This window comes from Bradyrhizobium oligotrophicum S58, from assembly GCF_000344805.1.
Lineage (GTDB): Bacteria > Pseudomonadota > Alphaproteobacteria > Rhizobiales > Xanthobacteraceae > Bradyrhizobium > Bradyrhizobium oligotrophicum.
The window spans coordinates 609,649-632,717 of sequence record NC_020453.1; the positions used below are offsets into that span (position 1 = coordinate 609,649).

18 protein-coding genes are annotated in these 23,069 nt (G+C 65.7%); 7 read left to right on the top strand and 11 right to left on the bottom strand.

Annotated elements, in window-relative coordinates:
• Positions 1-8: 8 nt before the first annotated feature.
• Together S58_RS02760 and S58_RS02765 are read right to left on the bottom strand one after the other, a co-directional pair.
• Positions 9-482, bottom strand: a complete 474-nt coding sequence (locus S58_RS02760; RefSeq protein WP_015663712.1) for an NUDIX domain-containing protein — start codon at positions 480-482, stop codon at positions 9-11.
• A 4-nt stretch (positions 483-486) separates the two neighbouring features.
• Positions 487-1,728, bottom strand: a complete 1,242-nt coding sequence (locus tag S58_RS02765) for a DUF763 domain-containing protein (protein ID WP_015663713.1) — start codon at positions 1,726-1,728, stop codon at positions 487-489.
• Between the two features lie 156 nt (positions 1,729-1,884).
• Here S58_RS02765 and putA point away from each other — a divergent pair, with 156 nt between their 5' ends.
• Complete coding sequence (gene putA / locus S58_RS02770) at positions 1,885-4,971, top strand: bifunctional proline dehydrogenase/L-glutamate gamma-semialdehyde dehydrogenase PutA (RefSeq protein WP_042340505.1); 3,087 nt, start codon at positions 1,885-1,887, stop codon at positions 4,969-4,971.
• A gap of 19 nt (positions 4,972-4,990) precedes the next feature.
• On the opposite strand, the gene metA is transcribed toward putA, so the two are convergent.
• From metA to S58_RS02785, 3 genes are all read right to left on the bottom strand, one after another.
• A complete protein-coding gene (metA, locus tag S58_RS02775; RefSeq protein WP_015663715.1) occupies positions 4,991-5,971 on the bottom strand; it encodes a homoserine O-succinyltransferase MetA in 981 nt (326 codons plus the stop codon).
• Positions 5,972-5,983: 12 nt separating this feature from the next.
• Positions 5,984-7,288 (bottom strand): O-acetylhomoserine aminocarboxypropyltransferase/cysteine synthase family protein, encoded by a 1,305-nt coding sequence (locus S58_RS02780; protein ID WP_015663716.1) that lies wholly within the window; start codon positions 7,286-7,288, stop codon positions 5,984-5,986.
• Between the two features lie 150 nt (positions 7,289-7,438).
• Positions 7,439-8,401: an alpha/beta hydrolase gene (locus S58_RS02785; protein ID WP_015663717.1), complete on the bottom strand. Its 963-nt coding sequence runs from the start codon at positions 8,399-8,401 to the stop codon at positions 7,439-7,441.
• Positions 8,402-8,540: 139 nt separating this feature from the next.
• Here S58_RS02785 and S58_RS02790 point away from each other — a divergent pair, with 139 nt between their 5' ends.
• Positions 8,541-9,428 (top strand): branched-chain amino acid aminotransferase, encoded by an 888-nt coding sequence (locus S58_RS02790; RefSeq protein WP_015663718.1) that lies wholly within the window; start codon positions 8,541-8,543, stop codon positions 9,426-9,428.
• A gap of 1 nt (position 9,429) precedes the next feature.
• Here the strand turns inward: S58_RS02790 and S58_RS02795 are convergent, their stop codons facing one another.
• From S58_RS02795 to S58_RS02805, 3 genes are read right to left on the bottom strand one after another with little or no spacing between them, the layout of a single operon-like run.
• Positions 9,430-10,311 (bottom strand): hypothetical protein, encoded by an 882-nt coding sequence (locus S58_RS02795; protein WP_015663719.1) that lies wholly within the window; start codon positions 10,309-10,311, stop codon positions 9,430-9,432.
• A gap of 39 nt (positions 10,312-10,350) precedes the next feature.
• The gene (locus tag S58_RS02800) at positions 10,351-11,313 is read right to left on the bottom strand and encodes an amino acid--[acyl-carrier-protein] ligase (protein WP_015663720.1); all 963 of its coding nucleotides are present in this window, start codon (positions 11,311-11,313) and stop codon (positions 10,351-10,353) included.
• Positions 11,314-11,355: 42 nt separating this feature from the next.
• Positions 11,356-12,582 (bottom strand): acyl-CoA dehydrogenase family protein, encoded by a 1,227-nt coding sequence (locus tag S58_RS02805; RefSeq protein ID WP_015663721.1) that lies wholly within the window; start codon positions 12,580-12,582, stop codon positions 11,356-11,358.
• Between the two features lie 345 nt (positions 12,583-12,927).
• Between S58_RS02805 and S58_RS02810 the strand changes: the two genes are divergently transcribed.
• The 3 genes from S58_RS02810 to mtnA all read left to right on the top strand — a co-directional run bounded on the left by S58_RS02810 (position 12,928) and on the right by mtnA (position 15,281).
• Positions 12,928-13,200: a phosphopantetheine-binding protein gene (locus tag S58_RS02810; protein WP_015663722.1), complete on the top strand. Its 273-nt coding sequence runs from the start codon at positions 12,928-12,930 to the stop codon at positions 13,198-13,200.
• An 84-nt stretch (positions 13,201-13,284) separates the two neighbouring features.
• Complete coding sequence (locus tag S58_RS02815; RefSeq protein ID WP_015663723.1) at positions 13,285-14,160, top strand: S-methyl-5'-thioadenosine phosphorylase; 876 nt, start codon at positions 13,285-13,287, stop codon at positions 14,158-14,160.
• A 14-nt stretch (positions 14,161-14,174) separates the two neighbouring features.
• Positions 14,175-15,281, top strand: coding sequence for an S-methyl-5-thioribose-1-phosphate isomerase (mtnA, locus tag S58_RS02820; RefSeq protein WP_015663724.1), 1,107 nt, complete (start codon positions 14,175-14,177; stop codon positions 15,279-15,281).
• 92 nt (positions 15,282-15,373) lie between these two features.
• Here the strand turns inward: mtnA and S58_RS02825 are convergent, their stop codons facing one another.
• Positions 15,374-16,009: an HAD-IA family hydrolase gene (locus S58_RS02825; RefSeq protein ID WP_015663725.1), complete on the bottom strand. Its 636-nt coding sequence runs from the start codon at positions 16,007-16,009 to the stop codon at positions 15,374-15,376.
• Positions 16,010-16,099: 90 nt separating this feature from the next.
• Between S58_RS02825 and S58_RS02830 the strand changes: the two genes are divergently transcribed.
• Positions 16,100-16,870, top strand: coding sequence for a S1 family peptidase (locus S58_RS02830; RefSeq protein ID WP_015663726.1), 771 nt, complete (start codon positions 16,100-16,102; stop codon positions 16,868-16,870).
• Between the two features lie 109 nt (positions 16,871-16,979).
• A complete protein-coding gene (locus tag S58_RS02835) occupies positions 16,980-18,482 on the top strand; it encodes a flavin-containing monooxygenase (protein WP_015663727.1) in 1,503 nt (500 codons plus the stop codon).
• Positions 18,483-18,706: 224 nt separating this feature from the next.
• Here S58_RS02835 and S58_RS02840 read toward each other — a convergent pair whose 3' ends face one another.
• Both S58_RS02840 and S58_RS02845 read right to left on the bottom strand, forming a co-directional pair.
• Complete coding sequence (locus tag S58_RS02840; protein ID WP_015663728.1) at positions 18,707-19,624, bottom strand: response regulator; 918 nt, start codon at positions 19,622-19,624, stop codon at positions 18,707-18,709.
• The gene (locus S58_RS02845; protein WP_015663729.1) at positions 19,614-22,988 is read right to left on the bottom strand and encodes a hybrid sensor histidine kinase/response regulator; all 3,375 of its coding nucleotides are present in this window, start codon (positions 22,986-22,988) and stop codon (positions 19,614-19,616) included. The genes S58_RS02840 and S58_RS02845 overlap by 11 nt, the downstream gene beginning before the upstream one ends.
• Positions 22,989-23,069 lie beyond the last annotated feature (81 nt).

Sequence of the window (23,069 nt, forward strand, 5' to 3'; positions counted from 1 at the left end):
GTGAAGGCTCACCCTCCGCCGATCTTCGCGAGACGATCGACCAGACGATCGAGCAGGGCGGCCTGGGCGGAATTGATCCGGCGCCGGGCCTCGGCGAGGTCGAACCATGCCGCGCGGTCCACTTCGGGAAAGCGTTGCCTGCGGCCGCTGCGCGGCGGCCATTCGAGCTCGAAATCATTGCTGACGATGGCGTCGGCATCGAGATCGGTCTCGGCGGCGAACGCCTCGACCACCTTGCCGCCGCGCTGCTTGATCTCACCGAGTGGCAGCAGCGCTGCCGTCAACGCGGTGCCGAGCTCCTCGGCGAATTCGCGCCGCGCCACCGCCTCGGCCGCTTCGCCGGCGCCGAACTCGCCCTTCGGGATCGACCAGGCGCCGAGATCCTTGTTGCGCCAGAACGGCCCGCCCGGGTGCACCAGCAGCACCTCGAGCGCGCCATCGCGATGGCGAAAGGCGAGCACGCCCGCGCTGCGCGCCGGCACGATGTCACGCCTCGCCGGTGCGCTGAATGAGATCGCGCTCCCAGCCGAACACCGATCGCCCGTCGAGATCCGGCGAAGCGGCCCGCTCGGTGGCGATGAAGGCGTCGAGCGAGGGACCAGTCGCGCTGCGTTCGAGCTGCCGGGCCTGGTCGTCGAGCCGCTTCAGCGCCGCCAGCGCCTCGTCACGGCCGAGCTTCGCATGGCCGACCGCCGATTTGAGCACGCGGATGGTCTCGTCATAGACCTTGATCGGCACCGGATAGGGATGACGATCCTTGCCGCCATGCGCCAGCGAGAACCGCGCCGGATCCGTGAACCGGTACGGCGCGCCGTGCACGACCTCGGCGACCATGGCGAGCGAGCGCACCGTGCGGGCGCCGACGCCCGGCGTCAGCAGCAGCTCGGGGAAATCGACCGGACCGCGTTCGGCGGCGGCCGCGAGTGTGCCGTGCAGACGGCGCGCGAACACGTCCTTCGGCCTGACGTCGTGATGCGCGGGCATGACCAGATGCGGCAGCATTCCCTGCGCCGGCTCCGGCGTGCTCAGCCGTTCGAATTCGGTGACGACGCGGTCGGGGCCGAGGTCGGTGAGCAGCTCGAGCTGGGCGCTGCGCGACGGTGCCGCGCGGCGATCGGTGAGGTTGACGATCTCGCCCTGCGCCGGCCCGTCGATGGCGCTGTGCGGGGCGTCGACGAAGCTCGCCAGCTGTTGCGAGTGCCAGTGATAGCGGCGGGCCTGGCGCGCCTCGCCATTCATGCCCTGCTGCACGACGGTCCATTTGCCGTCGGCGGTGACGAAGAAGCCGTGCAGATAGAGGTCGAAGCCGTCCTGCACCGCGGCGCTGTCGACCTTGGCGACCAGCCTGCTGGTGCGCACCAGGTCCTCGCCGTCGAGGCCGAGCCGGTCGCTGAGCAAACGGAGCTCGTCCGGCGTCCTGCGCGAATGCTCGCCGCGGCCGCCGCAGACATAGATTCCGAGCTCGCCGGACAGCGGCTTGAGCCCGCGCTTCAGCGCGCCGATCACGCTGGTGGTGATCCCCGAGGAATGCCAGTCCATCCCCATCACGGCGCCGAACGACTGGAACCAGAACGGATGCGACATCCGCGCGAGGAATTCGTCGCGGCCGTAATGATGCACGATCGCCTGGGTGACGATGGCGCCGAGCGAGGCCATGCGCGTGCCGAGCCAGGCCGGGACGCGCCCGGAATGGAGCGGGAGATCGGCGCTGCCGGTGCGTCGGGCCATGGAATCCTTGCGCAATGGAACTGCAACGCCAATCTAACAGACACAGCGAGGGCCACAAAGCTTGGCGGCATGCGGCGTGCAGGGACACGCCGCTCGCCATCCGGTTCCGGAGAGCTGAGCACGGGTTGAACTGCCGGAGGCCGCCGCGTGGATAAGATCTCTTCTGCCGCACCGGTCTTCTCGCCGCCTTACGCCGAGGATGATGTCGCAATCGCCGACCGCCTGCTCCGCGCTCAAAATGGCGCTGATCTGCCGGCGGTGAAGGCTACCGCGCGGCGGCTGATCGAGGGCATCCGCGCCAAGGCGCCACGATTCGGCGGCATCGACGACTTCCTGCAGGAATATTCGCTCTCGACCAATGAAGGCCTGGCCTTGATGGTCCTGGCCGAGGCGCTGCTGCGCGTGCCCGGCGACGACACCGCCGACCGGCTGATCGAGGACAAGCTCGGCCGCAGCGATTTTCTGCATCACGAGGTCAGGTCGCACACGCCGCTGGTCACGGCGTCCGCCTGGGCGCTCGGCCTCGCCGCGCGCGTGATCGCGCCGGGCGAAACGCCGGAGGGCGTGGTGGCCGGCCTCGCGCGCCGGCTCGGATTGCCGACCGTCCGCACCGCGGCGCGTCAGGCGATGAAGCTGCTCGGCAGCCATTTCGTGCTCGGTGAGACCATCGGCGCGGCGCTCGATCGCGCCAATTCGGGCAGCGGCCGGCTGTTTCGCTATTCCTTCGACATGCTCGGCGAAGGCGCCCGCACCGCCGTCGCCGCCGCGCGCTACCGGCAGTCTTATGCTGAGGCGATCGATGCGATCGGGCGCGCCGCGGGCAACGCGAGGTTGCCGGATCGTCCCGGCATTTCGGTGAAACTGTCGGCGCTGCATCCGCGCTATGAGGAGATCAGCCGCGAAGTCGTGCTGCGCGAGCTCGTCCCGGTCGTGATCGCGCTGGCGCGGCAGGCCAGGTCGTACGATCTGAACTTCACCATCGATGCGGAGGAGGCCGACCGGCTTGATCTCTCGATGGCGGTGATCGCACGCGTCGTCGCCGACCCAGCGCTCGCCGGCTGGGACGGTTTTGGCCTCGCGATCCAGGCCTATCAGAAGCGCGCCGAAAGCGTCATTTCCTTCATCGCCGATCTCGCCGAGGCGCATGCGCGTCGCTTCATGGTGCGGCTGGTCAAGGGCGCCTATTGGGACACCGAGATCAAGCGCGCGCAGGAGCGCGGTCTCGACGACTATCCGGTGTTCACGCGCAAGGTGATGACCGATCTGAACTACCTCGCCTGCGCCCGGCAGCTGCTGGCGCGGCGAGCCTGCATCTTTCCGCAATTCGCGACCCACAACGCCATGACGGTCGCACACATCGTCCACGAAGCCGGCGGCTCGGATGGCTACGAATTCCAGCGCCTGCACGGCATGGGCGAGGCGCTCTATGCATCCTTGCGCGAGCTCCACCCCGACATTGCCTGCCGGACCTATGCGCCGGTCGGCCAGCATCGCGATCTCCTCGCTTATCTCGTTCGGCGGCTGTTGGAGAACGGCGCCAATTCATCGTTCGTCTCGGTCGCAGCCGATCCGAACGTTCCGATTGAGCAACTCGTGACCAGCGAGGCCGAGATCGTAGGCCAAGCGGACGCGGCGCGCCATCCGCACATTCCGCGCCCGCGCGATCTCTACGGCACGGCACGGCCTAACTCGCGAGGCGTCGAGCTTGGTCATCACGCGTCGCTGACGGCCTTACGGACCGAAATCGCACGAGCGGGCGCCGTGTCCGCCGTGGCGGCGCCCATCATTGATGGCAAGGCCCAGGATGGCCCATCACGTCAGCTGGCAAGTCCGTCCGATCCCGGCGTTGTCGCGGGTACGGCGGTCGAGGCCGATGTCGCGACTGCCGACCGAGCGGTGGCCGCCGCTGCGGCCGGATTTGCGACGTGGTGTCTGGCATCAGCAGCACAGCGTGCCAAGGCGCTGCGGCGCGCGGCCGACCTGATCGAGGCGCGGCGCGCCCGCCTGATCCATCTCCTGGCGGTCGAGGCCGGCAAGACCATCGACGATGCGATCGCCGAGATTCGCGAGGCCGTCGATTTCTGCCGCTACTACGCGGCCGAAGGGGAAGCGCTGTTCGGTGCCGAGCTCCGCCTGCCCGGACCGACCGGCGAGTCCAACGCGCTGCGCCTGCGGCCGCGCGGCGTCTTCGTCGCGATCTCGCCGTGGAATTTTCCGCTCGCCATCTTCATCGGACAGATTGCGGCTGCATTGATGGCGGGCAATACGGTCGTTGCCAAACCGGCTGAGCAGACGCCGTTGATCGCGGCCGAGACGGTCAGGGTTCTGCACGAGTCCGGCGTTCCGGATTCGGCCCTGCAACTCGTTCCCGGTGACGGCGCGATCGGCGCACGGCTCGTCAACCATCCAGCCATTGCGAGCGTCGTCTTCACCGGCTCGTATGATACAGCGCGTGCCATCAACATTGCGCTGGCCAATCGTCCCGGAGCAATCCTGCCGCTGATCGCAGAGACCGGCGGCATCAATGCGATGCTCGCCGATTCGACGGCGCTGGCCGAGCAGGTCACCGACGACGTCGTGACCTCGGCCTTCCGTTCGGCCGGGCAACGCTGCTCGGCGCTGCGGCTGCTGTGCCTGCAGGACGACGTGGCCGACGACATCATCGCGATGATCGTCGGCGCAGCGCGGGAGCTGAGGATCGGCGACCCGCGCGACGTGTCGATCCATCTGGGCCCGGTGATCGATCACGAGGCCAAGGCGCGGCTCGATGAGCACATCGCGCGCATGAAGGCCAGCACGCGTGTGCACTACGCCGGAACTGCACCGGATGTCGGCCATTTCGTGGCGCCCCACGTGTTCGAACTGCAGCAGCCTGCGGACCTCGGCCAGGAAGTGTTCGGCCCGGTGCTGCACGTGGTGCGCTATCGCGCCGACGATCTCGACGCCACGCTGCAGGCGATCGCCGCATCCGGCTACGGACTGACGTTCGGACTGCATTCGCGCATCAGCCAGCTGGTCGACACCGTCGCTGGGCTGCCGATCGGCAATATCTACGTCAACCGCAACATGATCGGCGCCGTCGTCGGCGTGCAGCCGTTCGGCGGCTGTGGCCTGTCGGGAACGGGTCCGAAGGCCGGCGGGCCGCATTATCTGGCGCGCTTTGCCACCGAGCAGACGCTGACCATCAACACCGCAGCCGCGGGCGGCAACGCAGCGCTGGCCTCGCTCGGCGAGCGCGGATGAGATGTGGATGGTGTAGCGGCTATTCCTGCCTCGCCAGGAAACTGATCCAGTTCTTGAACAACAGGTCGGCAGCGTCACCGGCTGCAAGATCCGGCCGGAGTGTCAGCCCAGGAAGCTCGGCGGCGATCGTCGGATCGCGCTTCACCTTGGCGCGCGCCTCGAACGCGTTCAGCACCGCCTCGGTCTCCGCGCTGAAATAGGATTTTGGCAGCCGCGGATAGTCGTCGCGTTGCCCCGCCAGAAAGCGGGCGATGTCGCGCATGTATTCCCGCTGCAGCGACAGCGCGTCGTATTCCGGGTGGCCCTGGAAGAACACGAACCGGCTCGGCATCGAGCGCGCGAAGGTGTCGACCCCGACGTCGTCCGATCGCGTCAGAATCTCGTAGCCGCGCGACGCCAGCAGCGGCTCGTTGACGGCGTTGAGGCGCGAGTGCGGCACCTCGAGCGAGGAGCCGATGCCGTCCGTCAACCAGTCGTCCTGAACCTTTACGCAGCCATAGACGCCGGAACATTTGGCCGCGAGGCGCTGCCGTTCGACGCCGTCCAGATGCAGCACGGCCGCATGCGCCGCAAGACACGACCAGATCGTCGAACGCGTGTTGGTCTTCGCCCAGTCGATGATCGGGGTCAGCTCCGGCCAATAGGGTTCATCACGCAGGTCCGAGGCAATGGGTTCCGCTCCGGTTACGATCAGGCCGTCGATGCCGAGGCCGTCGAGTTCGCCGATATCGGTGTAGGCCTGGGCGACGTGGTTCTGGGCGGCTTGCGCGCGTGCGATCGAGGGCAGCGAGAAGCAGTGCAGGCGAATCCGGACATGTCGCGGCGCTGCGTTCTGCAGCAGCCGCGCCAGCTGATGGTCGGTCGCCTTCAGCGCGCTGTCCGGCATGTTGTTGACGAGGCCGATCGTGAGCTCGATCGGGCGCCGTGCGCGACCGTCGAGATCGGCGGGTGCGAGAGCAGGGCTCGCGATCCTGCGATGGCGGTCGAACAGCAGGGTCATCGGCTGACAGCTCTACTCCGCCGCATCCAGCCGACGCGAGCGCGCGCAGGCCTGTGCGAGCGCCTGGTCGAGATCCTCGATGATGTCGCTGACGTGCTCAATGCCGATCGAGAGACGGATGGTCTCGGGCAGCACGCCGGCCTTGCGCTGGTGGTCCGGCGGCATCTGACGGTGCGTCGTCGACGCCGGGTGGCAGGCCAGCGACTTGGCGTCGCCGATATTGACCAGGCGCGTGACGAGCTTCAGCGCATCGTAGAAGGCCTTCCCGGCTTCCATGCCGCCCTTGATCCCGAACGTGAACAGCGAGGACGCGTGGCCGTCGAGATATTTCTGGACCAGCGGGTAATAGGGGCTGTCGCCGAAGCCGGCATAGTTGACCCATTCCACCCGCGGATCGTTGCGGAGGAATTCGGCGACCTTGCGCGCGTTCTCGACGTGACGCTCCATGCGCAGCGCCACCGTCTCGATGCCCTGCAGCAGCAGGAACGCATTGAACGGCGACAGCACCGCGCCCATGGTCCGCTGATAGACGCTGCGGGCGCGCTGGATGTAGGCGCTACGGCCGAAATGGTCGGCATAGACCATGCCGTGATACGATGCGTCGGGCTGGGTGAAGGCTGGGAAGCGATCGGCATGATCCTTCCAAGGGAAGTTGCCGCTGTCGACCAGCATGCCGCCCAGCGTCGTGCCGTGGCCGCCGAGGAATTTGGTCAGCGAATGCACGGCGATGTCGGCGCCGTAATCGAACGGCCGCAGCAGAATGGGGGTCGCGACGGTGTTGTCGACGATCAGCGGCACGCCGTTGCGATGCGCGACCTTCGCCAGCGCCTCGATGTCGCAGACATTGCCGGCGGGGTTGCCGATCGTCTCGGCAAACACGGCCTTGGTGTTGTCGTCGATGAGGCGCTCGATGGCGTCGGGCGCGTCGCTTTCTGCGAAGCGTCCACTGATGCCCTGGCGCGGCAGGATGTGGCCGAGCAGCGTGTGCGTCGTGCCATAGAGCTGCGGCACAGAGACGATGTTGCCGCCGCCGTCGGCGATGTTGACGAACGCGAAATGGAGCGCAGCCTGGCCGGTAGCGACCGCGAGCGCGCCGACGCCGCCTTCGAGCTCGGCGACGCGTTTTTCGAGCACGGCCGTGGTGGGGTTGGAGATCCGGCTGTAGCGATAGCCCTCGGCTTCGAGGTTGAACAGTGCGGCGCCATGGTCGGCGCTGTCGAAGGCATAGGCGGCGGTCTGATAGATCGGAACGGCAACGGCCTTGGTGGTCGCCTCCGGCTCGTAGCCGGCGTGGATTGCAATCGTCTCGTTGCGCATCGGCGATCTCCACGCTCGCTTCGACTGAAGAAGCGAGCTGCACGTAATCCGCGAGTGGTGTCGTTGTAGGTGCGCAGGCGTAAAGCGGGCAATAATTCGCGACAAGAACGACGAAATAACCCTAACGAGATGTGGCTGATAAACTTCGAATTAACCCGGTGCCCGGGCTTGCAGAAGAGACCGGATCTGTTGCCCGATCAATTCAAATGCCGTCTTGGCCTGCGGCAAGATCGCGCCGAGCGCGTGAAAATTATGGATCATGCCGTCGTGACAGACATGCGTGACCGTGACGCCGGCGTCCACGAGCCGCGCCGCATAAGCATTGCCTTCGTCGCGCATTGGATCGAACTCGGCCGTATGGATGATGGCGGGCGCCAATCCTGCAAGATCAGCGCTGCAAAATGGCGATATCCGCGGATCGTCAGTGGCGATCCCCTCCGGCAGGTAGTCGGCCAGGTCGGCCTGCCACGTCGCCTTGTCGAGCAGATAACCGGTGCCGAACAGCTCGCGCGAAGGCCAGGGATGGGAAAAGTCGAGCACGGGACAGATCAGGCATTGCGCGGCAATCTTCAGATCGGTGACCGCTGCCGCGTATTGGCAAACGTAGGCCGCGAGCGTGGCGCCGGCGGAATCGCCGCCGACCACGATCTGGTCGCTGTCGATGCCGAGCGCTGCTCCGTGACTGCGGACGAATTCGACCGCCACCAGCGCATCATCGATGGCTGCGGGAAATCTGTGTTCCGGCGCGAGGCGGTAGTCGATCGACAGCAGCCGGCAGCTGGACGCCGCCGCGAGCGCCGCTGCGACCCTGTCATGGGTCTCGATGCAGCCGGCCACAAGGCCGCCGCCATGAAAGAACACGAATCCGGGAAGACGCGCGTGGGTGGTGTCCGGGTCGGTGACGGCAGGCGTATAAAGCCGATACGGCAAGGCGCCCGCATGCCCGGTAATCTGGCCGTCCTGCGCCGTCACCGCGCCGCAGTCGTTGCGCGCGAACTGCATCAGCTTCTTGAGGGACAGCCGCCGCTGCTCAGGAGTCGGACGATCCTTGTTTTCCGGCGCAGCCGCGGCCACCATCGAGAGCAGGCGCTGGGCGCGGGAGTCGAGCGGCATGGCGGTTCCAGTTAACCAAGGCGTCCGCCATTGTGCCGATCAAGCGTGAATCGATCATGAGTGGCAGGGGGGCGAGGACATCCTTAAAATATTCACGACAGAAGTGCAGAAGCGATCGATGCCGAACGGGAGCGCCGCCATGACCCACATCGTCAAGCCTGTCAGCTACTCGCAGACCTGGACGTTCTTCGACGGCGAATGGCGGGAAGGCAATGCGCCGATCATGGGCGTGCGGACGCACGCGACCTGGCTTGCCTCGACCGTGTTCGATGGCGCGCGTGCGTTCGAGGGCGTAGCGCCGGATCTCGACCGCCATTGCGCGCGGGTCAATCAGTCGGCGATCAATTTCCGGCTCAAGCCGGTGGTGGACCTCGACACCTGGATCGGGCTGGCGCGCGAGGGCATCGCGCGGTTCGGCGCGCGGGCCGAGCTCTACATTCGCCCGATGTACTGGGCGCAGCACGGCGCCGGTGGCGGCGTGCTGTTCGATCCCGAGACGACGAACTGGTGCCTGTGCATTTACGAGGCGCCGATGCCGCAGCCCACGGGGAATGCGATCACGCTGTCGCCCTTCCGCAGACCGACGGCCGAATGCGCGCCGGTCGACGCCAAGGCGGCCTGCCTCTATCCAAACAATTCCCGCGCCCTGATCGAGGCGGCGTCGCGCGGCTTCAACAACTGCCTGATGCTGGACATGCTCGGCAACGTCGCCGAATTCGGCAACGCCAACGTCTTCATGGTCAAGGACGGCGTCGTGTTCACGCCGGTGCCCAATGGCACGTTCCTCAACGGAATCACCCGTCAGCGCGTGATCGAGCTGCTGCGAGGCGACGGCGTGAGCGTCGTCGAGACGACACTCCGCTACGAGGACTTTGTGAACGCCGACGAGATATTCTCGTCAGGCAACTTCGCCAAGGTCGCCCCGGTCATCCGCATCGATGATCGGACGCTGCCGATCGGCGCGGTGTTCACCCGGGCGCGCAGGCTGTACTGGGATTATGCGCATGCCGTGAGAGCGGCTGCCTGACTCAGGGGCCGTAGAGCGGAAGCTCGGTGTCGCTGAGATTTCCGAGCCGTGCCTGCTGCGGCCCCTTTGCGTATTTCCGGCCCCGGCGGTCGGTGTAGAAGCCGACGAGTCCGGGTATCGGTCCGTTGGCATCGGTGATGACGGACACACGGCCGCGTCGAAGCAGGAAGCGGCCGATTGCACCGGCGCATGCGACATAGTCGGAGACGTCGCGGCAGTAGATCAGTTGCATTGCCGGGAGTGCGACCCGTCCTTGCCGGATGCGCACAGGCTGCAGAACCAGAGGAATCGGACGCTCTTCCGACCTGATGACGACGCTGAGGCAGCCATTGCGGGCATGGCGGATCAGCAGGTCGGCTTCATCGGATGGAATGCCCTGCACGGCTTGCGCATCCGCCGTGACGTGCTCGATCCACGCGCCCAGGCCGGCGAACGAGAGCGACGGTACGGAAACAAAGATGCCCTCGCAATAGGCCCGGAAGCCCTGCGCTTCCACGATCGGCCAGGTCTGACGCGCCGCGCTGATGTTGACGTAGGTCACCTCGGGCAATCGCTGCGCGATCTTTGTCAGCATCGTCGCATAGTTGCGAAATTCCGGTGCGACATACCAGCTCGACAGGTTGCACCAGATCTCGGGCTGCAACGTGGTGCCGCGATCGCTGTAGATCAGAAGCAGCACGCCGACCGGGTTGCCGTCGTGCTCGAGCAGATAGCCGTAACGGGGATAGCCGTGAGGGACGGCGCGCGTGGCCTGTCGGTGCAGTCCGCCCGACCAGTAGCCGCGGGATCGCCGGGGAAAGCCACGCGTGAGCAGCTCAGCGACCGCGTTCAGATCGGGGTCTCCGATCTCGCGACACCGGATCAGCGGCTTGAGCGCGGTCATGAGATTCTCTGCCGATCCCCTGTCAGCGCCTGCGCGACGTCAGCCGATGGCGCTTGCGTGCTGTTCGAATTGCAGTGCGTCGCGTACGCGCGAAGGCCAGCGTGCGAAATCAACGCCATGGGTGTGGAACAGCGCGACCGCGAGCCGGTCCATGCCGAACGCGACACAGCCGGTGTGTGCCGGCGTGCCGTCGGAATCGGTGATGCCCCAGGTCGTGCCGAAATGTTCGCGATGATAGTTGAAGCTCATGCAGGCGGTCGGCTGATCCTCCGAACGCAGCGGCACCAGCAGCTCGAACTTCAGCGCCTGCTGCTTCTGGCTGACCGCCTTCATCTGGCCGACGCGGCCGAAGAACGGGTCACTGGCGTGGTCGACCCGGAACGACAGGCCGAGATCGCATGCGATCGCCTGCGCCTTCACCATCCAGCGGTCGCGGAAGGCGGAGACGTCATCGGGCGTGCCGATGCAGACATATTCGCGCATCCGGAACGACTGCAGCCGGTCGAGATGGCGGGACGGCTCGCGACGGAAGCAATCCGCCGCAACGTCGAAGCGCAGGCCGCCGACCGGCAGCGCCCCGCGGCTCGCCGCGATCGGATAGACGGGATAGCAAGCAGCCGGCGACAGCACGAGGTCAGCTGGCGACAGCGACGTGGTCCAGTCGCCGCCCTTGTCGAAGCGCGCCACGGCCTCGTGGATGTCACGCTCGGTGCCATGCAGGCCGCACACGCAGCCGAGCAGATTGGGAAAGCTCTTGAGGTAGCCGGATTTCTCCAGCTGCGCGCGGCTCATGACCGGAGGAAAGCGCATGACTTCCGTGCCCGGCTCGCGATGCCTGGTGATGAGCGCGGCGAGCCGCTCCACCACGCCTTCATACAGCGCGGTGCGGGCGTAGACGCCATCCGCGCCCATGCGATGGAACAGGGTATCAGTCAGATGATCCAGGGCGTCGGCCGGCTGGGGAGCAATCTCGGGCGACTGCGAGAGAACGGGAATGGTCATTCGGCAAATCCTGGGTGGAGGCAATGGCGGCAATCGAACAGATCATTCGTAGAGCGAGGCGGGCACTGCGCTCATTAGATTCGCGGTGGCGATGTTGGTCAGAATGCGGTCGTTGTTGATCATGATCGGCGCCGACAGCACGTCGCGGAGGTGGCGGCTGATCGAGAACTCACCGTCGTTGCGATAGCCGGACAGGCCGCAGGCGCGCATCGCATGCATCACGGTCTCGACCGCCAACTCGGAAGCCTGCACCTTCAGCAGCGTGATCGACGATTGGAAGTCGAGCGAGGACAGCGCCCGCTCGTCATATTCGTGGGCGGCGAATGCGTCCATGTTGGTGACGATCATGGCGCGCAGCCGCGCCAGCGCCATCTTGGCCGCGGTGTAATGCGAGGCGGCCGGCGGCATCTGGCCGCCGGCGCTGCGTGCGGCTTTGCGCAGAAAGCGTTGAGTGCGCTCGACGGCTGCAGCCGCGATGCCGGCCCAGGCCGACGACCAGCACAGATGCGCGAACGGGGTCATGGTCTGGCCGTGGATGCGGTCATAGGATTCGGAGAACATCCGGTCGGACGGACAGCTCACTTCCAGCGCGAAGCCGGTCGAGCAGGTGCCGCGCATGCCGAGCGTCTCCCAGCCTTGCGTGCGGGCGATGGTGTAGTCATCCGTGGTCAGCGCCAGCAGCACCTGGTCGGAGGCCGCAGCGCCATCGGCGCGTCGTGCGATGGTCACGAGCCCGTCGGCCTCCGCGCCATAGGAGATCACGGTGGCGTCCCGCTTGAGAGTGATGTGATCACCCTCGTGGCCGACCGCTGCGGCGCTGGCGCGGATGTTGCCGCCATTCTGGCCCTCGGTGGTGGACGAAGCCATCAGCAGCTGCTCGGAGGCAATCCGGCGCATCAGCGATTCCATGTAAGCATTGCCGCGGCCGTGGCGCACCAGGCAGGCGACCTTGGTCTGGTGCATGGCGAAGATCATGGCACTCGAGGCGCAGGCGCGGCCGAGCGCGTAGCAGACGTCGGCGACGTCGTGAACCGAGGCACCGAAGCCGCCGAACTCGACCGGGATCTGCATGCCGAGCAGCTTGTGCTCGCGGGCCGCATCGATCGCAGCCGTGGGGAAGCGCCCCTCGCGATCGACCTCGTCGGCCTCCGCCGCTGCCTGTGCGGCAACGACGCTGGTGCGCTGGACAAACAGTGAGCTACGATCGAGCAGGAGGCTGTCGCCGTCATCGGACGTCGGATTGCGAAGCGCGGTTCTCTGGACAGTCATGACCGATCATTGCTCCGGATTTTGCCGTGTTGAGAGATCGGCGCGCGCGTCCCGTCGCGTTGCGCCGATACCCTGTGCCTTCCCTGGGCTGCGACGCAGGGTATGGATTTGATTCAAATGCGTCGACGAAATTCAGGGTAAACGCCGCGCATTCGACCGGTGGGGGTTAATTCCGAGTTGTTTCGACCGAGAGAATTCTCACCATCGTGTTAGTGTTAAAGCGAATTCATCGACGGAACGGGATCGGAGCGTAACCCTTTCGGCGGCGGTCCTGCGTTATGTCTTGCCGATCGATCTGCGGAAGGTCCGCAGATCCTTGTGCCGTTGCAAAGACAGAGAGTGGGCATGCCAGGTTTCGAAGCCGATCTCAGCAACCGGATCGTCACGCTCGTGCGCGACATCCTTGCGCAGAATTCGATCCCGACCGAGGTGACGACGGATGCCAAGCTGGTCGATGTCGGTCTGACCTCGATGGACATGGTCAACCTGATGCTGGCGATCGAAGCCGAGTTCGACTTCACCATCCCGCAGGAGCTGATCACGCCGGAGAACTTCCAGTCGGTCGCGACGCTGCAGCGCCTGGTCGCCGGACAACTGGCGGCGGCCAAGGCCGCCTAGCGCTGCCGTCGGCTGGTTCCTGCGTCGCTGTTTTCAATTCGTCTCAAAGCTGGCATTCTCGTCTTCCTTGGAGATGGGGACGTCATGACGAAGGCTGTGCTTGGCATTATCGGCGGCTCGGGCATCTATGATCTGCCGGGATTGGAAGATGCCCGCGAAGAGGCGATTGCGAGCCCCTGGGGAGAGCCGTCGGCGCCGTTGCGCCGCGGAACCATCGCCGGGTTGCCGATCGTGTTCCTGCCGCGCCACGACAGGGGACACCGACTGTCGCCGTCCGACATCAATTATCGCGCCAACATCGATGTGTTGAAGCGTGCCGGGGTCACCGACCTCGTGTCGCTGTCGGCCTGCGGTTCGTTCAAGGAAGAACTGCCTCCGGGCACATTCGTGCTGGTCGACCAGTTCGTCGATCGCACCTACAAGCGCGAGAGCTCGTTCTTCGGCCGAGGATGCGTCGCCCATGTCTCGATGGCGCATCCGGTGTCGCCGCGGCTGCGGATTCATCTGGCTGCGGCGGCCGAGGCCGAGGGCATCGCGATCGCGCGCGGCGGCACCTATGTCTGCATGGAAGGGCCGCAATTCTCGACCTATGCCGAAAGCATGACCTACAAGTCATCAGGCTATTCGGTCATCGGCATGACCAACATGCCGGAGGCCAAGCTCGCCCGCGAAGCCGAGATCTGCTACGCGACCGTCGCGATGGTGACCGACTTCGACTGCTGGCATCCGGATCATGACGCCGTCACGGTGCAGGACATCATCCGCGTGCTCACCACCAACGCCGACAAGGCCAAGGGGCTGGTGGCGCGGCTCGCCCGCGAGTTTCCGCGCGAGCACGAGGCGTGCCCGATCGGCTCCGATCGCGCCCTCGACACCGCATTGATCACCGCGCCCGAAGCGCGCGATCCCGAACTCCTGAAGAAGCTCGATGCGGTCGCGGGCCGCATTCTGCACAGCTGAATTGGGAGCAGGCGATGAAGGTCGACGGCAAGCATTATCGCAGCATCTGGCTCGGCTCCGACGGCTGGTCGGTCTGTGCGATTGATCAGCGGCGGTTGCCGCATGAGTTCGTGGTGGCGAAGATCACGACCTGCGAGGAGGCGGCGGATGCGATCCGAGGCATGCTGGTCCGTGGTGCGCCGCTGATCGGCGCCACGGCCGCGTTCGGCATGGCGCTCGGCATGCGTGACGACCGCTCCGATCCGGGCATCGACCGGGCCTATGAGATGCTGATTGCGACGCGGCCGACCGCGATCAACCTGAAATGGGCGCTCGACACGATGAGCACGATGCTGCGCCGGCTGGCGCCGTCCGAGCGGCGCGATGCGGCCTATGCGCGTGCGGTCGACATCGCCGGCGAGGACGTCACGATCAACCGGGGCATTGCGAGCCATGGTCTTGCGCTGATCGAGGCAGCCGCCGCGCGCAAGAAGCCGGGCGAAGCGGTGAACGTGCTCACGCATTGCAATGCCGGCTGGCTCGCCACGGTCGATTGGGGCACCGCGACGGCGCCGATCTATCTCGCGCATGACAGCGGCATTCCGATCCATGTCTGGGTCGACGAGACGCGGCCGCGCAACCAGGGCGCCTCGCTCACGGCCTGGGAGCTCGGCCATCATGGCGTGGCGCACACCGTGATCCCGGACAACACCGGCGGTCATCTGATGCAGCACGGCATGGTCGACCTCGCCATCGTCGGCACCGACCGCGTTGCCGCCAATGGCGACGTCTGCAACAAGATCGGCACCTATCTGAAGGCGCTCGCGGCGCATGACAACGGCGTGCCATTCTATGTCGCGCTGCCGTCGCCGACCATCGACTTTGCGGTTGCGGAGGGTCGGCAGATCCCGATCGAGCAGCGCAGTGCGCAGGAGGTCACGGAGATGACCGGCCGCACGTCGGATGGCCGCATTGAGACCGTGCGGATCGTGCCGCCGGGATCACCGGTGGCGAATTACGGCTTCGACGTCACGCCGGCGCGGCTGGTCACCGGGCTGATCACCGAGCGCGGCGTGCTGCAGGCCGATGGCGCGGCGCTGGCGGCGGCATTTCCGGAACGGGCGAGGCCGACGAATTATTAGTTGCTTCAGCGTCATTGCGAGCGAAGCGAAGCAACCCAGAATCATGCGAAGGATCTGGATTGCTCCGGCGCAAGAGCGCCTCGCAATGACGGTCAGCGCAAGGTTAGTCCCGTCGCAGCTTCCAGCTCCGTGATTGCCTGTGATGCGGAGACAACCTTGATCGTGGTCATGCCCATTTCGCGTGCCGGCTTCAGATTGACGCCGAGATCGTCGAGATAGACGCAGTCTAACGGATTCACGCCGAGCGTCTCGGTCATCATCTGGTAGATCCGCGGGTCGGGCTTGCGCAGGCCGATCTTGGCGGACTCGATCACATGATCGAACAGCGCCATGACCTCCGCGACGTAGAACGAGCGCCCGCCCTGGCTGCCGATCGCATTGGCCGGCAGATTGTTGGTGATGCAGCCGGTCTTGCATTCCGCCTTGATGCGCCTGAGTGCCTCGACCATGTCGGGGCGGAGGTCGCCGGCGAGCAGCGGCAGGACCTCGCGTCCGCGGACCTCGGCGCCGCCCAGCGCTCGCGATTCCTCGGCGAACAGCCGGTCGAACGTATCGACGTCGATCTCGGCGCGCTCGAATTTCGCCCAGGCGTTTTCCAGGTGATTGGCGGCGTTGGTGTTGCGGATGATGTCCACGGGATAGCCGCGCTCCGTCTCGAACCGCGCGAAGGCCTCGAAGGGAGACGTCGTCATCACGCCGCCGAAATCAAAAATCACCGCCTCGACCATGCCAGTCCCATCCTCGCTCGATCCTTGGATGATCGCTAGCATGGGACGCCGCACTTGGCGATATCGGCGCCAACCGCTATTGCTGCGGCAATGAAGCTCCTTCCTGCGATCGCTGCTGCGACGGGCCTGGTGATCTCGTCGCCGGTCTCTGCCGTCGTCGGCAATGCGCCGGCGCTGAATGATGGTGTCGGCCGCTCCGTCGTCACCATCGTCGGCTCGCGCGGCAATTTCTGCAGCGGGGCCCTGATTGCCCCGAAGCTGGTGCTGACCGCCGGACACTGTGTGCAGCCCGGGGTCGATTACCGCATCGTGGAATACGATCGCGACCACAAGCCGGTTCTGAAGCCGGTACGACGCGTGGCCGTGCATCCCAGCTTCAGCGTGCAGGCAATCCTCGCGCATCGCGCCACCGCCGATGTCGCGCTGCTGGAAATGGAGGCGCCTGCGAAGGAGCGCGTCCCAGTGGCGCTCGGCGTGCCGCAATCGCCGCTGGCCGCCGGCAACGCCTTCACGGTCGCGGGGATCGGCGTCGCCATTCCTGGCGACGGCAAGAGCGGCGGCGTGGTGCGCGCCGCGCCGCTGGTCGCGACCGGCAAGCCGGGCACATTGCAGATCCGGCTCGTCGATCCGGCGACGCAGGGCGCACGGCCCGGGCTTGGCGGCTGCACCGGCGATTCCGGCGGGCCTGCATTCGAGACGCAGGCGCAAGGGCAGGTGTTGATCGGCGTCATCTCGTGGTCGACCGGGCCGAACCTCGGCGATGGCTGCGGCGGCATGACCGGCGTCACGCCGCTCACGCTGTATCGCGATTGGGTCGTCCAGATCGCGCGGCAATGGGGCATGCCGCTCGGCGGAAATTGATGGGATCGCGTTCATGAGGCCGCGCGCCGCGATGGGTTGACCGTCGCTGTGATCAGGTTCAGCCTGTCACGCGAGGAAACAACTTCAAGATCAAAGCCCAGGGACAACAATGAACGTCATCGCGCCCATCCGGGAGGCTGCGTCTTCCCATGCCACCGAACATGTCGACGTGCTGATCGTCGGCGCCGGTATCTCCGGCATCGGCAGCGCCTATCAGTTGACGAAGCAGATGCCCGACACTCGCTTCGTGATTCTGGAGAGCCAGGACAGCTTTGGCGGCACGTGGCGCACGCATCGCTATCCCGGCATTCGCTCCGACAGCGACCTGCACACCTTCGGCTACAGCTTCAAGCCATGGGTCGGGCCGCCGATCGCGACCGCGGAAGAGATCCTCAACTACATGGGCGACGTGATCGAGGACAACGATCTAGGCCGTCACATCCGCTACAGCCACCGTATCGTGTCGGCAAGCTGGTCGAGTGCGACCGATCTCTGGACGGTCCATGCCGTCAAGGGCAAGAACGAAGAGCCGGTCGCCTTCACCGCGAATTTTCTCTGGATGTGCCAGGGCTATTACCGCCATTCCAAGGGCTACACGCCGGAGTGGCCGGATATGGCCAAGTTCAAGGGCCGCATCGTGCATCCGCAACTCTGGCCCGAGGATCTCGATCTCACCGACAAGCAGGTCGTCGTCATCGGCTCCGGTGCGACGGCCGCGACCATCCTGCCGTCGATCGCAGGCAAGTGCGCGCACGTGACCATGCTGCAGCGCTCGCCGACCTATTTCCGCATCGGCCGCAATGCAATCGAGCTGGCTGAGGAGCTGCGCCGGCTTGATGTCAAGGAAGAATGGATCCACGAGATCGTCCGGCGCAAGATCCTGTTCGAACAGGATTGGTTCACGAAGCGCTGCCTGTCGGAGCCCGACCAGGTCAAGAAGGAGCTGATCGGGCAGATCAGCGCCATTCTCGGTCCGGACTACACGGCGAAGCATTTCACGCCGAGCTATCGCCCCTGGCGGCAGCGCATCGCCTTCGTGCCCGATGCCGATCTGTTCGAGGGCATCAAGAGCGGCAAGGCGTCGGTCGTGACCGACGAGATCGAGCGCTTCACGGAAGATGGCATCCAGCTCAAATCGGGGGGCGCGCTCCAGGCCGACATCATCATCACCGCGACCGGGTTCGATCTCTGCGTGCTCGGCGACATCGCATTCTCGATCGACGGCAAGCCGCTCGACTTCGCCGACACCGTGACCTATCGCGGCATGATGTTCACGGGCGTGCCGAACATGGCCTGGGTGTTCGGCTATTTTCGCGCCAGCTGGACGTTGCGAACCGATCTCGTTGCCGATTTCGTCTGCCGGCTGCTGCAGCACATGAAGGAGAAGGGCGTCAGCAAGGTTACTCCCGCGCTCCGCCCGGAAGATCACAACATGCCGCTGCTGCCGTGGATCGATCCGGAGAACTTCAATCCCGGCTACATGATGCGCAACATGCATCTGCTGCCCAAGCGCGGCGACAAGCCGGAATGGCAGCACAGCCAGGATTATTGGGCGGAGAAGGATCAGATTCCGGCGATCAATCTGGATGATCCGGCATTCGTGTATGGGTGAGCGTTGAGCTTGCAAGGCTCGCCGGCGCTACAATCTCCGCTGTCGTCCCCGCGAAAGCGGGGACCCATAGCCACAGGCCGGAGTTGGTTGGCGAGAAGGTCAACGCGCAGCCTGCCTCAAGATGGATCACGCGGTATGGGTCCCGGGTCGGCGCCCGCTGACGCTCTGCGTCACCGGGCTTGCCCGGGACGACAGCCGAAGTTGTCGCGCGTGCAGCTTTCGCCTCAACTCTCCCGCCGCGTCACGCCGGTCGCGATCGCCGCGGCCGCGGTGCGGTTTTCGACGCCGAGCTTGGCGTAGACCTGCTCCAGGTGCTTGTCGACCGTGCGCGGGCTCAGCCCCAGGATCTGCGCGATGTCGCGATTGGTCTTGCCCTTCGACAGCCAGGATAGCACCTCGCCTTCGCGCACGGTGAGGCCGAACTCGCTGGAAAATTCCTTGGGCAATTCGCCCGACGTTTCCTTGGCCAGCCGCAGCAGGAACTCGTTCGGCCCGGCGCTTCCCATGTAGTACAGGCGCAGCTCGGGATGATCCGGGATCGCGGCGGCAGTCTTCGCGCCGCCCTTGCCGATCTGAACCTGATCGAGCCATTGCCGCAGCGCTTCCGGCAGGATCAGCTCCTCGCTCGTGCCGAGGCTGTCGGACAACAGCTTCTGCGCCTGCGGCGTCGCCCACATCAGCCGTCCCTCGCGGTTGACCGCGAGCAGGAAACGGCCGGAGACGTCGAGCGCGGCGCGCGCGCTCTGTGTCATCCTGGCGTTGGCGAGATGCACGCGAATCCGCGCCAGCATCTCCTCGACCGCGATCGGCTTGGTGACATAGTCGACGCCGCCGGCGTCGAGCCCTTGCACGATGTGCTCGGTGTCGGCGAGCCCGGTCATGAAGATGACGGGGACGTTGGAGAGCCCTGCCTCGCGCTTGAGCTTGCGGCAGGTCTCGAAGCCGTTCATGCCCGGCATGACGGCATCGAGCAGGATGATGTCGGGTGTGATCTGGTCGACGATGCGCATCGCGGCCGCGCCGTCGAGCGCGACCATCACGGTCATGCCTGCGCCGTCCAGCGCGTCGGTCAGCAGCCGGAGCGTCTCCGGCGAGTCGTCGACCACGAGCGCGACGTCACGCTTCTTGCTGTCAGTGCTCATAAGCATGCAGTGTCTTCAGAGTGGCCATGTACTGATCGAGGTCGAAGCGATCGATCAGCGTGCGCATCTGGGCGACGAAATCGGCATGTTCCGGGTGCGCGCTGCCGATCTCGTCGAGCTTGAGCTGAATGGCCCTGATGTAACCGATCTGGCCGAGGCCCATCAGCTCTTCGACATACTTCAAAGGCGGCCGCGATCCGGTGTCAGGGCGCCAGTGCGGCTCCACCATTGGTTGATCGGTCTGATAGCTCCATTCGAGTTTGAGCAATTGACGTATCGCCTCCAGCAGCCGCGGAATGTCGATCGGCTTCATCAGATAACTGTCATGGAACGGCTGCGCCAGCGGTCTTCCATGCGCTTCGAGCGCGCTCGCCGACGTCATCAGGATGCGCGCGTGATGATGGCCGCTGCCGCGCAAGGTCTCGGCCACCGTCCAGCCATCCATGCCCGGCATCGAGATGTCGAGAATGAAGAGATCCGGCTGACAATGTTGTGCGAGCGCGAGGCAGGCGGGACCGTCGGGCGCGCTCAGCAAAATGAAGCCGAGCGGCGTCAGCACCTCGCGCAGCAGGTCGCGATGCACCGGATCGTCGTCGGTAATGAGGATCGTCTTGCGCGGGCCGAGATAGCCCGCCACCGGCGCCTTCACCGGCGCGTGCCGCGTCGGGTTGGTCACTTCAGAGAGCAGGATCTTCACCTTGAACGTGCTGCCGGTGCCGACCTTGCTCTCGACCTTGATATCGCCGCCCATCACCCCGGCGAGCAGGCGGCTGATCGTCAAGCCCAGTCCCGTGCCGGTCTGCGGCTGCGCGGCGCCGAGCGCACCGCGCTCGAACGGCGCGAAGATCCGCTCGAGGTCGTCGGGCTGGATGCCGGGACCCGTGTCGATCACTTCGAACTCAGCCACCGGGCTGCGGTAGTGCACGACGAACCGGACGCTCCCTTCCTGGGTGAATTTGATCGCATTCGACAGCAGATTGATCAGGATCTGGCGCAGCCGCTTCTCGTCGGCATAGACGACGAGCGGCAGCACGGCGGGCCGCTTGAACACGAAGTCGACGCCCTTCGCGGCCGCCTGCAGCCGGAACATGCCGACGAGCTGGTCGAGGAATTCGCTCAGCCGCACCTCGTCGCGCGACAGATACAACCTTCCCGCCTCGATCTTGGAGATGTCGAGAATGCCGTCGATCAGGCCCGACAGATGGTCGGCGCTGCGGCGCACGACGCGGACCTGGTCGCGGGGCTTCGGCGGCAGGCTCGTGTCCTGCTCGAGCAACTGGGCATAGCCGGAGATCGCGTTCAGCGGCGAGCGCAGCTCGTGGCTCAGGCCGACCACGTAGCGGCTCTTGGCGAGATTGGCCGACTCCGCGACTTCCTTGGCGCGCTGCAATTCGGCATCGGTGCGCTTGTGGGCCTCGATCTCCTGGATGAGAAGGTGGGTCTGGCGCCGCGTCTCGGCCTCGGCGGCGCGGCGGCTCTGCTGGGCCAGCACGAACAGCCAGGTCACGACGCCGATGATGATGGAGAGCGCGAAGAACACCTTCCATAGCACATCGGAGATGATCCCCTTGAAGCCCGGCAGCGCTGCCGACGTCTCCAGATAGATCATCCCGAGCGTCAGCGCGACCAGCCCGGCTGATGTCAGGAACACGCCGACGTAATGCCCGAACTGCGAGTTGATCTTCGCCAGCACGGATTGCGGCAGCATGCCGCTGAGCGCCGCCGAGACCTGGGCCTGTGCCCGCGCATGCGGCTTGCACAGATCGTGGCAGCGCGCATCGAGCGAGCAGCACAGCGAGCAGATCGGGCCGGAATAAGCGGGGCAGGCAGCGGTGTCCTCGGGCTCGAAATGGTGCTCACAGATGCAGCACTGGATCTGCTCGATGTTCTGCCAGCTCCGCTTCGGCTTACGCGCCAGATAGTATTTGCCGCCGGTGAGATAGGCGATCGCCGGCGCGGTGACGAGCGCGACGCCCAACGCGACGAAGGTCGAGAGCGCCTTGCCGGTCGGTCCGAACAGGCCATAGAAGGCGCTAATCGAGACGATCGTGGCGATCGTCATGGCGCCGACGCCAACCGGGTTGATGTCGTAGAGATGGGCGCGCTTGAACTCCATCTGCGGCGGCCGCAATCCGAGCGGCTTGTTGATCACGAGGTCGGCGACCAGAGCGCCGACCCAGGAGATCGCGATGTTGGAGTACAGCGCCAGCGTCTGCTCCAGCGCCTTGTAGACGCCGATCTCCATCAAGAGCAGCGCGACGACGACGTTGAACACCAGCCAGACCACGCGGCCGGGATGGCTGTGCGTCAGGCGCGAGAAGAAGTTCGACCAGGCGATCGAGCCGGCATAGGCATTGGTGACATTGATCTTGATCTGAGACACGATCACGAAGGTGCCGGTCAGCGCGAGTGCCAGGTCCGGCCGGGCCAGTACATAGCGGAACGCCTCCAGATACATGTGTGCCGGTTCGGCGGCGTGGTCGGCCGAGACGCCGTGGCTGAGCGCGAAGAAGGCGAGGAACGAGCCGGCCAGCAGCTTCAGTGCGCCGAGCACGATCCAGCCGGGGCCGGCCGACAGCAGCGCGATCCACCACGACCGTTTCGACGTGCGCCGGTCGCGCGGCAGGAAGCGAAGGAAATCGACCTGCTCGCCGATCTGGGCCACCAGCGAGAACACCACGGCGGCAGCCGTGCCGAACAGCGCCAGATCGAGATGGCCCATGGGATCGCCATGCTCGCCGGGAAATTGCTGCCATTCCGCGAACGAGTGCGGGCTCGCATAGGCGATCGCCGCAAAGGGGAGGATGTGCAGCACCACCCAGAGCGGCTGCGTCCACAGCTGGAAGCGGCTGATCAGCGTGATGCCGTAGGTGACGAGCGGGATGATGACGACGGCGCTGATGAGGTAGCCGATCGGCCTGGGAATGCCGAAGCACATCTCCAGCGCGGACGCCAGGATGACGGCCTCGATCGCGAAGAAGATGAAGGTGAAGGACGCGTAGATCAGCGACGTCACGGTCGAGCCGATATAGCCAAAGCCCGCGCCACGCGTCAGCAGATCGATGTCGATGCCGCATTTGGCCGCGTGATAGGCGATCGGCAGGCCACAGCAGAAGATGATGACGCTGGCGACCAGGATCGCCGCGGTCGCGTTGGTCACGCCGTAGTTCAGCGTGATGGTGCCGCCGATCGCCTCCAGGGCCAGGAACGAGATCGCGCCCAGGGCCGTGTTGGCGACGCGGGCGGCCGACCAGCGCCGGGCGCTCTTGGCCGTGAAACGGAGTGCGTAGTCCTCCAACGTCTGGTTGGCGACCCACTGGTTGTATTGGCGCCTGACGCGGTCGATCCGCTGCCGCCCTGCCACTCTTCGACTCCTTACGCGCAGCGGTTCATCCGCACGCCTTGTCCTGCCCCTCGCGAGACCTGCGTAGAGCCTACGTCGCGC

Bases quoted from the DNA above. Each gene is read 5' to 3' on its own strand.
- S58_RS02765 (WP_015663713.1), bottom strand. From the start codon at position 1,728: ATGGCCCGACGCACCGGCAGCGCCGATCTCCCGCTCCATTCCGGGCGC.
- metA (WP_015663715.1), bottom strand. From the start codon at position 5,971: ATGACCCTGCTGTTCGACCGCCATCGCAGGATCGCGAGCCCTGCTCTC.
- S58_RS02780 (WP_015663716.1), bottom strand. From the start codon at position 7,288: ATGCGCAACGAGACGATTGCAATCCACGCCGGCTACGAGCCGGAGGCG.
- S58_RS02785 (WP_015663717.1), bottom strand. From the start codon at position 8,401: ATGCCGCTCGACTCCCGCGCCCAGCGCCTGCTCTCGATGGTGGCCGCG.
- S58_RS02790 (WP_015663718.1), top strand. From the start codon at position 8,541: ATGACCCACATCGTCAAGCCTGTCAGCTACTCGCAGACCTGGACGTTC.
- S58_RS02795 (WP_015663719.1), bottom strand. From the start codon at position 10,311: ATGACCGCGCTCAAGCCGCTGATCCGGTGTCGCGAGATCGGAGACCCC.
- S58_RS02800 (WP_015663720.1), bottom strand. From the start codon at position 11,313: ATGACCATTCCCGTTCTCTCGCAGTCGCCCGAGATTGCTCCCCAGCCG.
- S58_RS02805 (WP_015663721.1), bottom strand. From the start codon at position 12,582: ATGACTGTCCAGAGAACCGCGCTTCGCAATCCGACGTCCGATGACGGC.
- S58_RS02810 (WP_015663722.1), top strand. From the start codon at position 12,928: ATGCCAGGTTTCGAAGCCGATCTCAGCAACCGGATCGTCACGCTCGTG.
- S58_RS02815 (WP_015663723.1), top strand. From the start codon at position 13,285: ATGACGAAGGCTGTGCTTGGCATTATCGGCGGCTCGGGCATCTATGAT.
- mtnA (WP_015663724.1), top strand. From the start codon at position 14,175: ATGAAGGTCGACGGCAAGCATTATCGCAGCATCTGGCTCGGCTCCGAC.
- S58_RS02825 (WP_015663725.1), bottom strand. From the start codon at position 16,009: ATGGTCGAGGCGGTGATTTTTGATTTCGGCGGCGTGATGACGACGTCT.
- S58_RS02830 (WP_015663726.1), top strand. From the start codon at position 16,100: ATGAAGCTCCTTCCTGCGATCGCTGCTGCGACGGGCCTGGTGATCTCG.
- S58_RS02835 (WP_015663727.1), top strand. From the start codon at position 16,980: ATGAACGTCATCGCGCCCATCCGGGAGGCTGCGTCTTCCCATGCCACC.
- S58_RS02840 (WP_015663728.1), bottom strand. From the start codon at position 19,624: ATGAGCACTGACAGCAAGAAGCGTGACGTCGCGCTCGTGGTCGACGAC.